At 59.6% G+C, this 11,865-nt stretch carries 17 protein-coding genes; 14 read left to right on the plus strand and 3 right to left on the minus strand.

The features are described from left to right. Positions 1 to 129: 129 nt before the first annotated feature. The gene (locus SKP52_RS24665) at positions 130 to 519 is read right to left on the minus strand and encodes a MarR family winged helix-turn-helix transcriptional regulator (RefSeq protein WP_052208293.1); all 390 of its coding nucleotides are present in this window, start codon (positions 517 to 519) and stop codon (positions 130 to 132) included. 223 nt (positions 520 to 742) lie between these two features. Between SKP52_RS24665 and SKP52_RS13665 the strand changes: the two genes are divergently transcribed. The 3 genes from SKP52_RS13665 to SKP52_RS13680 all read left to right on the plus strand — a co-directional run bounded on the left by SKP52_RS13665 (position 743) and on the right by SKP52_RS13680 (position 2,247). Further along, positions 743 to 982, plus strand: coding sequence for a ribbon-helix-helix domain-containing protein (locus tag SKP52_RS13665; RefSeq protein ID WP_039575525.1), 240 nt, complete (start codon positions 743 to 745; stop codon positions 980 to 982). Between the two features lie 3 nt (positions 983 to 985). After that, positions 986 to 1,414: a putative toxin-antitoxin system toxin component, PIN family gene (locus tag SKP52_RS13670; protein ID WP_039575528.1), complete on the plus strand. Its 429-nt coding sequence runs from the start codon at positions 986 to 988 to the stop codon at positions 1,412 to 1,414. Positions 1,415 to 1,875: 461 nt separating this feature from the next. After that, positions 1,876 to 2,247: a PRC-barrel domain-containing protein gene (locus tag SKP52_RS13680; RefSeq protein WP_052208294.1), complete on the plus strand. Its 372-nt coding sequence runs from the start codon at positions 1,876 to 1,878 to the stop codon at positions 2,245 to 2,247. On the opposite strand, the gene SKP52_RS13685 is transcribed toward SKP52_RS13680, so the two are convergent. Beyond that, positions 2,231 to 2,563: a DUF6961 family protein gene (locus SKP52_RS13685; RefSeq protein WP_054724989.1), complete on the minus strand. Its 333-nt coding sequence runs from the start codon at positions 2,561 to 2,563 to the stop codon at positions 2,231 to 2,233. The two genes, SKP52_RS13680 and SKP52_RS13685, sit on opposite strands and share 17 nt — an antisense overlap. Positions 2,564 to 2,647: 84 nt before the next feature. Next, on the minus strand, positions 2,648 to 2,911 hold the full coding sequence (locus SKP52_RS13690; protein ID WP_039581049.1) for a DksA/TraR family C4-type zinc finger protein: 264 nt from the start codon (positions 2,909 to 2,911) through the stop codon (positions 2,648 to 2,650). Positions 2,912 to 3,216: 305 nt separating this feature from the next. Between SKP52_RS13690 and SKP52_RS13695 the strand changes: the two genes are divergently transcribed. From SKP52_RS13695 to SKP52_RS24670, 11 genes are all read left to right on the plus strand, one after another. Further along, entirely contained in the window at positions 3,217 to 3,735 is a 519-nt protein-coding gene (locus SKP52_RS13695) for a sigma factor-like helix-turn-helix DNA-binding protein (protein WP_039575534.1), read from the plus strand. A gap of 58 nt (positions 3,736 to 3,793) precedes the next feature. Next, on the plus strand, positions 3,794 to 4,126 hold the full coding sequence (locus SKP52_RS13700; protein ID WP_039575537.1) for a hypothetical protein: 333 nt from the start codon (positions 3,794 to 3,796) through the stop codon (positions 4,124 to 4,126). Positions 4,127 to 4,167: 41 nt separating this feature from the next. Beyond that, entirely contained in the window at positions 4,168 to 4,641 is a 474-nt protein-coding gene (locus SKP52_RS26520) for a hypothetical protein (RefSeq protein WP_039575541.1), read from the plus strand. Next, positions 4,548 to 5,591 carry a JAB domain-containing protein gene (locus tag SKP52_RS25460; RefSeq protein WP_158514392.1) on the plus strand — a complete coding sequence of 348 codons (1,044 nt, stop codon included), beginning with the start codon at positions 4,548 to 4,550 and terminating at the stop codon, positions 5,589 to 5,591. Before SKP52_RS26520 ends, SKP52_RS25460 begins: the two co-directional genes overlap by 94 nt. Then, entirely contained in the window at positions 5,588 to 6,613 is a 1,026-nt protein-coding gene (locus tag SKP52_RS13720) for a LuxR family transcriptional regulator (protein ID WP_228383648.1), read from the plus strand. The genes SKP52_RS25460 and SKP52_RS13720 overlap by 4 nt, the downstream gene beginning before the upstream one ends. A 108-nt stretch (positions 6,614 to 6,721) precedes the next feature. After that, positions 6,722 to 7,345, plus strand: coding sequence for an acyl-homoserine-lactone synthase (locus SKP52_RS13725; protein ID WP_052208297.1), 624 nt, complete (start codon positions 6,722 to 6,724; stop codon positions 7,343 to 7,345). After that, positions 7,342 to 8,202, plus strand: a complete 861-nt coding sequence (locus tag SKP52_RS13730; protein WP_039575544.1) for a phytanoyl-CoA dioxygenase family protein — start codon at positions 7,342 to 7,344, stop codon at positions 8,200 to 8,202. The genes SKP52_RS13725 and SKP52_RS13730 overlap by 4 nt, the downstream gene beginning before the upstream one ends. 3 nt (positions 8,203 to 8,205) lie before the next feature. Beyond that, positions 8,206 to 8,808 (plus strand): GntR family transcriptional regulator, encoded by a 603-nt coding sequence (locus SKP52_RS13735; RefSeq protein WP_039575548.1) that lies wholly within the window; start codon positions 8,206 to 8,208, stop codon positions 8,806 to 8,808. A 198-nt stretch (positions 8,809 to 9,006) separates the two neighbouring features. Next, positions 9,007 to 9,939 (plus strand): HEPN domain-containing protein, encoded by a 933-nt coding sequence (locus SKP52_RS13740; protein ID WP_039575551.1) that lies wholly within the window; start codon positions 9,007 to 9,009, stop codon positions 9,937 to 9,939. A gap of 390 nt (positions 9,940 to 10,329) precedes the next feature. Next, complete coding sequence (locus tag SKP52_RS13745; RefSeq protein WP_228383649.1) at positions 10,330 to 10,818, plus strand: RNA polymerase sigma factor; 489 nt, start codon at positions 10,330 to 10,332, stop codon at positions 10,816 to 10,818. Next, positions 10,815 to 11,828 carry a FecR family protein gene (locus tag SKP52_RS24670; protein WP_052208299.1) on the plus strand — a complete coding sequence of 338 codons (1,014 nt, stop codon included), beginning with the start codon at positions 10,815 to 10,817 and terminating at the stop codon, positions 11,826 to 11,828. The genes SKP52_RS13745 and SKP52_RS24670 overlap by 4 nt, the downstream gene beginning before the upstream one ends. Positions 11,829 to 11,865: the final 37 nt, after the last annotated feature.

The following is an 11,865-nucleotide window of genomic DNA, read 5'->3' on the forward strand; positions in this document are numbered from 1 at the left end:
TCCAATTTCCTTTTGTAGTTACATCAACTTCGGCTTCCCTCTTTCTCCCTTGAACCTTGAAGCCAGATTCTTCGTCTCTCGTTTAGGCATGACAGATTTCGTTCTGGACGATCGAGGAAGCGGCAGCCATCAGGCATTCGCCCGGGACTTCGCATAGTCGTCTAGAATGCACCTGAGGATGGCTCGACCGCGAGCGGTCAGGGCGATGTTCGTTCGACGCCCGTCGTGAGGATCGCGCTCGCGAACCACAAATTTGCAGGATTCCATTTCAATGGTCTGCCGCGTCGCAGTCGGAATCGAAACGCCACTCGCATATCCCAGGCTCGAAACCGGCAGCCTTTTATCGACCGTATCCGCGACATAGAGTTCCAGTAGCATGATCCAGCCCGCATGGCTCCAGTCTTGCTTCTTGAGGTACCGCGCAATGATCTGCCGTTCGACAAGCAGCTCACGGCATAGGCGAAGCCGTCGAGCTTCGACATCGAACGGTGGATCATCTTGTTCGATCCGCGTCGCCATGCGTCCGTTTGCGCCTCGCGTCAGTTTGACGTGGAGAGCCGGAACATCCGGCGCCGAGGTGGATGCTGCGATCTATTGTGTTCCGTGCAGAGGCTCGAAAATCGGGGTAAGCTAAATCGAGCCCCCCTGTGGCAAGTCGATCCAGCGCATATGTCGCAATTGAAGATTGGCGTAAAAGATGATAAGCGCTTATCCGCTTAAACGTCCATGAGGAGTCTAGATTATGGGAGATGCGACGCGTTGGACCGTCAATGTCGCGACCGAAACCGACATTGATGTCCGCACATATCTAGCTCAGCGCGGAATGAAAAAGGGCGATCTATCGCGCTTCATTGAAGAGTCCGTGAAATGGCGCCTGCTCGATCTTACGCTCGCCGAGGCCCGTGCCGGTTTCGATGACGTCTCGCCGGAAGAAATGAGCGAGTTGATCGACGAAGCGATTGCGGATGCGCGTCGGAACTGATCAATGCGCGTTGTCATCGACACCAATGTGCTTGTCAGCGCACTCCTGCACGGGCGGTCGCTTCCCTTTCAGCTGATTGCCTTGTGGCGCCAAGGCAAGGTCACCTTAATCACCTCTGCGGAGCAGCTAGAGGAAATTCGGCGCGTTACACGCTATCCCAAACTGCGAGCCCGCTTGAATCCAGCCGTTGCCGGCAGACTCGTCAATGAACTCAAGGGCAGCGCCATTGTCATAGAGAATCTGCCCGACGTGTCCGTCAGCCCGGATCCCTGGGACAACTATCTTCTGGCGACGATCGAGGCCGGGATGGCCGAACTTTTGATCACCGGCGATAAGGCCGACTTGTTAAGTCTCGGGCGCCATGGCGGGGCGCGCATTATCACCGTTCGAGAATGCCTGAGGCTGATTATGGGAACCGAGCCTGATATTTAGCGCCTCATCGGCACCAGAACCGGCGCCCCTTCAGCCGAGACGGCTCGATATCATTGGCCAACCTCTCAGAGCGCGGCGAAGCGCCGCCTTGAATCCATTGCAGCCCGTGACCAGGCCGAGTTCGCTAGCGCTCGCGTCGTCGACTCGGCGTCCCAGGAAACCCCGCGCGAGCAGCAGCGCGGGGCGATTGCGAACCGCCGGGCCGAACGCGACCGCAGCTGGCGCATGCTTGAAGCCGATCAGGCTCATGAAAAAGAGCGGCCGAAAGGCAAGGTCAGTGCGGCGCGCTAAATACGATCGCGCCATGCGCGGGTGGTGCGCGGACTGAGCTGGCGTTCGGCTCGTCACACGAGTCCGACGTCTCAGCGAATATTGCCGGATGCTCGATTGAAGCAGGGAAAGATTGCGGGATGCAAAGCGTAGCGTGAGGAGAGAGGGGAGACGCAGAAAGGAAACATGTCATGGCTGACACGGACATCGCCACGGACGAAACCAGCCGCCTGATCGCCTCGAACAAGGTGGAAGGCACCGCCGTCTACAACCGCGACCGCGAGAAGCTCGGATCGATCTACAATTTCATGGTCACGAAGCGCGAAGGTCGCGTCGAATATGCGGCCCTCCAGTTCGGCGGTCTATTCGGTCTTGGCAGCGATTATTATCCGCTGCCCTGGGACGTCCTGACTTACGACACCGAACAGGGCGGCTATGTCGTTGATCTCGACAAGAAGGTTCTCGAACAGGCGCCGCGTTATGGCGCCGATAGCGAGCCGACCTTTGATCGCGACTATGGCCGCGAGGTCTACGGCTACTATGGGATCAATTATCCGTTCTAGTTTCCGGCGCCGGATTCGGACGCGAGGCAGCCGCATCGGGGTGCTGTCTCGTCGGCCCGGACTGTCCCTGCGCGGCGGCACGGGCGGCAATCCGCCGACCGTCTGCCGCCGGCGATGCTATGCTGCCGACGTAGCGGATTTCATGGAGATCCGTCAGGCAAACGGCTACCTTCGTCCAGAACGCGGCGCCCGAGTGATCACCCGAGCGGCGCAAATCGTCGATCATTGTCGTGATAACCTCGGGTCCGCGATCGCCATATTGAGATTCGATGGCGAGCGCTTGGCCCCAAAGGTCGTTGTCGGCCTTGGCACCCATGATTGCGACTCCGATTTTCTTTTGGTCGATCCTAACCATGAATGAGCAAGCCGGCAAAACAGATCGCCGCGCGCAAAAGCCGCTTCAGCGCAACTGGCTGTCCTTGCTGCCGCGGCGATTGGAGCCCGCTGGCCGGATCGACGCATCGCGTTTGTCCTGACAGGAAACGCAGGTCCGGCTCGATGGCATCGCCTTGCGGCGCGCGGCGGGAATTTCCATGCCGCAGTCCTCGCAGAAGCGCGTCCCTTCGCCCGACGCGATGCGTGAACGCGCGATCTTGACCGCATCGGCAACTGTATCCTCGATCTGTTCCTGCACAGCACCGTCATGTGCCCAGCCGTCCGCCATCATCGACCCTTTCAAGGTATAACGCCGGGATCCTCGTGATCCGGCATGGGCGCCGCGCGGGCGCACATTGCCCTCACCGCCGTTCGGGACAACCGCCGAACAAGATGAAATCCTGCGCATACGCAGCCATGATTTTCACTGATCACCTACCTCGCGGCGCTCAATTTCGAGAAACTCCGCAAAGCACCCGGCGCCACTGACTGCAAAAAACTGTAATATCGACTCGACCTCCGGGCCTTCCGCGTGAAATATCTCTAACTCCGAAGGAAAATCTGGCCACCAGGGGTCACAGTGGCAGCGGCGCTATGGACGAATTGGGATCGCGAGAATCGGATGATGCCGAACGCTGGTCTCGGCTGACCGAGAAGCAGCGTGCTTGCCTCGATCTGCTCGTCGAGCGCAAAACGTCAAAACAAATCGCCCGCGAACTCGGCATTGCGAAGGTGACCGTCGATCAGCGCATCAGGGCGGCCCGCAATATTCTCAGCGCTTCCGACCGCGATGAAACGGCGATCATCTATTCCCGGCTAAAGCCGATATATGATCGGGTGATATATGATCCGGTAGACCTTCCCCAACCCCAGAACAGCGTGCCAAGCATCGACACGAACGGAAGTGCATTCAAGGCCATCGCACTGAGCGAGCACATGACGTCAGTGGTTGAGCCGCCGAGGCGCCCATCACCGTTCAAGGATCTATGGAGGCATGATCATGCCACGAAGAGCAGGTTACTGATCACCGTGACCATAGCGGTCTCTGCGGCGATCATAGCACTCGTCGGGCTTGCGATTGCATTGGTGCTTACGCAGCTGATTTCCGTCTGATCCCACATTGTCGCAACCACAAAGTCGGAGCCGCCGCGGCTTCCGGCAAGGAGAAGCCATGCATACCGAAGTCGAACCCATCGTAACCCGCCTGCAGCAGGACGTGCCGGCGGCAGAGGCTCGCATCGATGACGCGATGATCGCCCTTCTGTCGCTCACCACCAGTGTCGTGGCGGCCCGCCGGGACACTGCCGGAGTACCGGCTGCGAAAGGCCATGCGATGATCCAGCGTCTCGCCAAGGCGCAAATGTCGCTGGTCGATATCAGCGGCGAGGTATTCCGCGTTCACGGTGATCTGGTGACCATCGGTCGAGAAACCGCGGGCTACGACATCCACGAAGACTGCCCGCTCCAGGAATCGGCGGTCGTGCCGCTCCACGCCGTTGCCTGACACGGTTTGACTGGGGGCCATTACTATGAATATGGATCGCAATGCGCGTCGCGGCATTCTTCCTGCTTCTTTTGGTGGCTCTCGGTTACGCCGCACGGCGCGGTGGAGGTCCCGAACGGGTGATGGCGGGGGTTGCGATCGTGATGGTCGCATCCGATCCGATACTCCATCGATTCGTTCCGCTTGGCTATGCTTCACTCGATTTCGGTCATCTTGTTATCGATGGATTCGGCGCTACCTCGACATTGGTCCTAGCGCTGATCGCACACCGATTCTGGCCGATGATAGCCGCTGCGCTTCACCTGCTCCCATTGATGGCACACCTCAGCCGGGCGTCCGATTTGTCGATGCACCCGGCTGCCTACATGATCATGCAGGTCGCCTGGTCATGGCTGGTGCCTCCCCTTCTGATCTTTGCAACATGGCGTCATCAGCAACGCTTACAGCAGAACGGCAGCGATCCGTCCTGGCGAAATTCATCGCGATCGTCGCCCCTGAGCAAAGCCAGCAATTAGCAAGCGCGCTCCTCGCAGAGTTTCACACCCTCAATCGAATCTGTTCGCAGTCGAAGGAAAGTCTGGCCCGGATTTGCGGGAAAAGCAGCGCGGTGCCTGGACTCCTGTTAGGCGCGCGCGCCTTAATGCTCGAAGGGTCGCGCGGGGAACTGGGAAAGCGAATAATCGATCCAGGCGACCAGAAGCTGTTGCGGCATCTGATTGCCACGATGGGCTCGCTCCAGGATGAAACCCTCCGTATCCTCTTTCTGGATGGCATTGGCCGGCTGATTGCCGATGAGCAAGTGCAACGCGGAACGGTGCACCAGCTCGTAATTTATCCTCGGCCAATCTTTCGCCGGGCGATGGAACATAACGCCGCGAGCCTCATCCTCGTTCACAATCACCCCAGTGGGGATGCGACGCCCAGCGAGGAGGACCTGATTGCAACACGCGCGCTGGTACAGATTTCCCGATCGCTCGACATAGAAATCGTCGAACACATCGTTGTCACGAACTCCGAGTGCCGGCGAATAATGAAGTCGCGCCCGCGACCGAATACAACCGCCAAATCGGCAGGCCAGCACTTGAGAGACAGCGCTTCCGATCGATCGAGCTCGGAGCAAGCGCGAACGGATCAAGCGCTTGCTAACGCCCGACGCGCTGTCCGACGGCGCCTGTTAAGGCAGCAGTTATTCGGCTCGCCAGAAATTCTCGGCGAACCAGCATGGGATATGCTGGTTGAGCTCTTCATCCATGAGTGCGAGGACAAACCGATATCGACCGGATCGCTATGCGGGGCGGTCGAGCGTCCTCTGAGCAGCGCGATGCGGGTCCTGCAAAAGCTGTGCGACGCCGAACTCATTTATCGCGCCGAAGATCCCAGCGACGGCAGGCGACAATTTGTACGGCTCGCGCCCTCGGTCGCGCACCGACTGCATGCCTATTTCTCCGAAGGCGGCGAGACATGACGAGGCTCGCCCCGACCAAGGCACACCACATTCGCATCAATGTCTATGCCGAGACTTATCACCGCTGGCGGAACGACCCACGCCTTCGTCGGGGCGCAGCAAAGGAGAGAAGCCACCGAGCTATTCAGCATCTATTTCAACCGCTCGGTATCGAGCATTCATGTTCAGCGATCGTCGATGAAGGAAAGGAACCGAATTCGATGACATTAGGAGCGACCTGCGGGATGGCGGGTTGGGAACGCGCCCTCGGTCGATCAATGATCATGCGATTGCATTTGATGGAAGATCTGGTTTCAGAAATTTGTTCCGTAGATGACGAAGATGAACTTCATGCAGCGCTGATGACCGCAGCGCGTCGAATGTGTTTCGATCATTTTGCCTTGGTCTATGATCGGCGAGCCGGCGACGAAGCCGAAGCCAATTTGCTGATCCATGACTATCCGGACGCTTGGGCGAATGTCTATGTCGACTTCGACCTCGGGGGCGCCGATCCGGTGCGCCGGGCAGGAGAACGATCGCTAGTCGGCTTCGAGTGGCAGCATCTGCCTGATCTCGTCCCCATGACCGAAGGCGATCGGCATATGCTGGCGGTGGGACGCGAAAACGGCGTCGGCGACGGCTTCACGGTCCCCCGGCATTTGCCGGGCGAGGCCAGTGGATCGTGCTCTTTCGCCGTTCGTCCGAACCGGGAGATCCCTCGCGAAATGCTTCATGTCGCCGAAATTGTCGGCGCCTTTGCATTGGCCAGCGCGCGGCGGATCGTCGGGGTCGCGCCCGTGCGCGAGCGTCCAGTCCTGAGCAAGCGCCAGCGAGAATGCGTCCTCTGGTCTGCTCGCGGCAAGTCCCAGGCCGAAATTGCCGCCATCCTTGGAATAAGCGAGGAGACAGTCAATCAGCATCTTAGAACGGCGCGCGATCGATATGCGGTGCATTGTCGGCAGGCGCTCATCCTTTGCGCGCTGTTCGACGGATTGATCGGCTTCGGCGACATCATCCGGTGGGCGCGGCCCGCCGTTCACTGACTGACACTGGATCAGGATGGCTCGGTGGGAAGCCATCCCCCTTTCATGCTATAGGCAGATCGGCAAAATCATGATGAGACTCCGGGAACAGACAGCCCAGGAGCCAATATGCCTACCCCTACCACGCGGACGCCAGAGGTGTCCGAGAACGATGTGCTGCGCGCCATGTTCGCGGCCCGCAAAGAGGTGTTCGTCGACCTGCTAAAATGGGACTTACCCGTTCTGGACGGCCGGTTCGAGATCGACCAGTTCGATACTCCGGCGGCCCATTATCTGATTCTGGCCGACGAATGGGGTCGCCACCGCGCATCCGCGCGGCTGCTGCCAACCGACAGCTCGCATCTGCTCGGCGACCTGTATCCCTTTCTCTGCGACGGGCCCGTCCCCGCAGGGCCGAATGTCAGGGAGATCACTCGCTTTTGCCTCGACCGGAATCAGACAGCCGGCGAGAGGCGCATGGCGCGAAACCAACTCGTAACCGCGCTTGCCGAGCATGCCTTGGCGACCGGCATCACGGATTACACTGGGGTCGCCGAAATCGGCTGGCTCCAACAAATTCTTCAATTCGGATGGCTGTGCCGGCCGCTCGGAAGGCCCTTACGCCAGGACGGGAGAACGCTCGCTGCCCTCCATATTCAGATCGACGAGCGCACGATCGATGGCCTGAAGCGCGGCGGCGTCTTCGAACCGCTGACATTCGCACTGTTCGGCCAGCAGGAGTTGGTGGAATGACATATATGTCTTCCGAAGAACTGACCGCCCGGCTGGTCGAATGCGGCTATTGCATCGTCCCGGACGTTTTGCCGACCGCGACGATCGATGCATTCAATGCCGACCTCGATCCCGTCTTCGCGGCGACGCCTTTCGGCCAGGGGCGCTTCTACGGCTACCGCACCAAGCGGTTCGGCGGGCTCTTGAAGCGATCTGCCCATGCTGAAACGCTCGCCCTGGAGCCGACGACCCTCGGCGCCGTTCAAGCCATACTCGGCAGCGCGTGCGACCGGATTCAGCTCAATGTGGCGCAAGCGATCGAAATCCATCCCGGTGAGACGCGGCAGTTTCCCCATCGCGATCATGACATGTGGAATGGCGCCAAGGGCGAGCATGAATATCTGATCAACGTCATCTGGCCGCTTACTCCATTCACGGCTGATAACGGCGCGACCCAAATCTATCCCTATAGCCACGGCCGCGACGGGATGGAGAAGGAGGATGTCGGCGACCCGATTGCCGCGATCTGCGATCCGGGTTCAGCAATTTGCTTCCTTGGCTCGACCGCGCACGGCGCCGGGCCCAATTTGACCCAATCGGTACGCCGCGGGGTGGTCATCGGCTACAGTCTCGGATGGCTCAAGCCCTATGAGAATCTGTGGCTTTCCTATCCGCCGAATATCGCCCGCAAATTCTCACCCGAACTCGCCGCGCTCGCGGGATATGCGCAGCACCGCCCCAACCTCGGCAATTATGAAGGGCAATGCCCATCGATATTGCTGGACGACAATGTTCCCGACCATATCGGTGCGATCGATGCGTTGCGCCCCGATCAGGAGGCGATGCTTGCCGATTATTTCCGGGCGTCGGCGGGCTGAGCAATGAGTCCCGCCCATGTGCATGAGCCGACCTATTCCGCGACCAAGCATCGGCTGATGACCGGCGCCTGGTCTGCTGGCGTTCGGATCGAAGCAGCGCGGCTCGCGGACGAGATCGGCGTCAGCATCACACCAGTACGCGATGCCCTCAATCGGCTTGCCGGGGAACGCATGGTGGATTTCATCGCGGGGGAAGGATTTCGCGTTCCGCTGTATAGCGAGGCCGAGCTACGCGATCTCTTTGGACTCAATCGCCTGCTGCTGCTCGCGGCCGTCGGCAAGGCTGGGCTTCCACGCGACGGCAACCAGAATATGGGTGATATCGCGGACCGCTCGAGCCGCCTCTTCCTTCGGCTGGCGAGTTACTCGGCAAATGGAGAAATCGTCGCCGCGGTGGGCGCACTCAACGACCGATTGCATCGGACGCGTATGCTCGAACTCGAGGTATTCGCCGACGCGGCGGACGAACTTTCCGAGCTTGAGACGATGGCCAGCGAGAGACACGACCGCCGCATCTTTCGGGACCTCCTGGGACGCTATCACGAACGACGCAGACATGAAGCGGGCACCTTTGCGCGTTTGCTCAGCAGCACCGTTTCGCGATAGGAATCGGGCAGCAGAGAGATGATTATGACTGCGGATGAAAGCTTCAATGGGCAGCACCTTGGTCGTCCGCGGCGACCAGGGCTCGCTGCGAGGGTCGTCGGCAAGAAAACCAATGGGCGCGCGCCGACCCGCCGCTTTAGTCAAAGATGGACCCGAAGAATGGGTGCATCGTGGGCACAGTGTTGCTAGGCTGTTCTCATGCGGACGAACATTGACCACATCCCTCCCCAGAAGCGTCGAGACCTTGAGCGGGTCGTCCAGATTATCTTCGAAGAATTCGAGGATGCGCTGGCACTGGCAACGCAGCAATGGAAGAAACGCGGTCGTATCGAGAAAATTATTCTCTATGGCAGCTATGCCCGCGGCGACTGGGTGGACGAGCCGCACACGGCCAAGGGCTATCGGTCGGACTTCGACCTGCTGATCATCGTCAACGATAAAAGGCTGACGGATCGCGTCGATTATTGGTTGAAGGCCGACGATCGCTTGACGCGAGAACTGGCAATCACCCAGACGATCAAGACACCGGTGAACTTCATCGTGCACACAATCCAGGAGGTGAATGACGGCTTGGCGCATGGCCGCTATTTCTTCATGGACGTCCGGCGCGACGGCATCGCGCTCTATCAGACAGTCGACGATGAACTCCACGAACCGAAGCCAAAGACGCCGGAATCGGCGCTGGCGATGGCGGAGGAGTATTTCGAAGACTGGTTTCCTGGCGCGATGCAAAAATACGAAGGTGCAAAGTTTCATATCGAAAAGCGGCACTTAAAGCCGGCTGCATTTGACCTGCATCAGACCGCTGAGATGCTTTACCATTGCATACTTCTGGTCGAGACTTTCTACACGCCGCATGTCCATAATCTGATTTTCCTCCGCAAGCAGGCCGAGCGGATTGATCGTCGCCTTGTCGATGCTTGGCCGCGCGAGACGCGTGCTGACCGGGCGCGGTTCGAGAAGCTGAAGGACGCCTATGTGAAGGCGCGCTATTCGAAGCACTATCGTATCACGGTGGAGGAGCTCGAGTGGCTCGCCGCGCGGATCGAAGTGCTCGGGCAGTTGGTCCATGAGATTTGCACCGAAAGGCTGACCAAGTTGCGTGAAGATCTGGGCAAGCCGGCGAATTGATCTTCGTTGTCGTCGAGGTCGATTTCCGAGAGCCAGCTCTGACTTGCCAATTCATCGGAGATTCGCCATGAATATTGGGCGCGCATCGCAACTGGCAGCGGGCGCGTGGATCTTCCGCCAGGCATTATGAACACCGGTCCGCAAGGGACAGGTGGCCGAACCGGGCAAGTCTGTCAGACTGGCAGTCAACGGCGGCGTAGCACTGGATACCATTTGCCCGGCCTCGTCGGAGCATCTGGCTTGCCATATTCAGGCTGACGCGTGCCCTTCCATTCCTTCAAGCGCTTCACTGGCGAGCAGCACCCACGTTCCCGTTCGCCTGCGTGTCACATCACCGCAGCGACCGTGCCCGATACGTCGTGCTCGACCGGAGTAGCGCCGGAAGGCACGATGAGCCTCGATGAGATGTTCCGCGTCCACGGCCCCAACCTGCTTGGTTATCTACGCCGTCATGCCGGCGACGACGCCGCGGCCGATCTGATGCAGGATGTGTTCGTGCGGGCGGCCGGAAGCCGCCAGCGGAACAGCCTCGTGAACCCCGGAGGATTCCTGCGCCGCGTCGCGAAAAATCTGCTTATCGATCGCGCACGCAAGCGCAAGCGCGACAATGTCGTGCTGCTCCCCCTTCAAGAAGAATGGGATGCCATGAGCGCTCCCGAACAGGAACATGGGTTGCACGTGACTGACGCGCTGAAAGAATATGAGCAGGCCATTAGAACCATGCCCGAGAAGACCCGCCGCGTTTTTCTGATGCGCCGCGTCGATGGACTGAGCTATCGCGAGATTCATGAACAGTTGGGAATCAGCATCTCGACTGTAGAATATCATATGGTGCGGGCGCTTGGTCATCTCTCGGACGCTATGGAAATCTATCGATGAACGACAATAAACGGGGCGAAGACGAACATGTGTCCATCAATCAGCAAGCCCGCGAATGGGTTGTACGATTGGATCGGGACAAGAGCCCCGAAACCCGTGCCGAGTTTGACGAATGGTTCGACGCATCGCCGGAGCACCGCCGTGAGTTCGAATGGATCGAAAAGATTTATGCCGTCGGTGAGCACCTGAAGGATTCCGATGAGTTCGGGCTGAAACGCGAAGCTGACGCACCGCGTCCCGCTCGCTCTAGACATTGGCTGATGTGGGGAACAGCCGCCGCCGCTGCGGTGGCAGTCCTGATGATAGCGTTCGGCGCGGGCGGCGCTCCCCTCCCCGGGCAGTCCATGTCGGCGCTAGCCGCCGAGCCGCTCGTGACCCAGCGCGGCGAGATCCGCAGTTTCCGACTCTCCGACGGCACAAATGCCACTCTCGATACCGACAGCCGGGTCGAGGTGTCGATGACCGCGACCGAGCGCAGTTTGCATCTCTCGCAAGGGCGAGCGCGCTTTGAAGTCGCGTCAGACGCTCGACCATTCCGGGTGCGGGCCGGCGCCGGCGAAGTCACAGCCTCTCAAGGCGTGCTCGATGTTGCCTATGGCGACGATCAGAACATTACCGTCCGCGTCATCAGCGGCGAGGCCAAGGTCGGTCCCATAGCCCCGGGACCGCAAGCGGCGCCAGCGCGGCCAGCGGATCAGAGTGAAGTGCTTGGCTACAGCGTAACCGACGGTCGTGCTGTGTCGGTGCCACCAGTTGTCGGCGCAAACGCGCGCCAAGATTGGCCGAGCGGCTGGGTCCAGCATCGATCGATCCGCCTCGACCAGTTGGTGGCCCAAGCCAATCGCTATTCCGGGAAGCCCATCATCCTTGACGATAACGCCACGGCCGCGTTGATCGCCTCGGGGCGCTTCCAGATCAACAAGACCGATGTCTTCGTAGAGCGGATCGCTGAGTCTCTTAAGCTCCGTATCTCGTACCGCGACGACGGCATTCATCTTCGAAAGCGATAATTTTTTCGGCGACCCACTGCGGGTTGCGAAATCCCTT

It is taken from the genome of Sphingopyxis fribergensis (genome assembly GCF_000803645.1).
In the GTDB taxonomy this organism is placed as follows: Bacteria; Pseudomonadota; Alphaproteobacteria; order Sphingomonadales; family Sphingomonadaceae; genus Sphingopyxis; species Sphingopyxis fribergensis.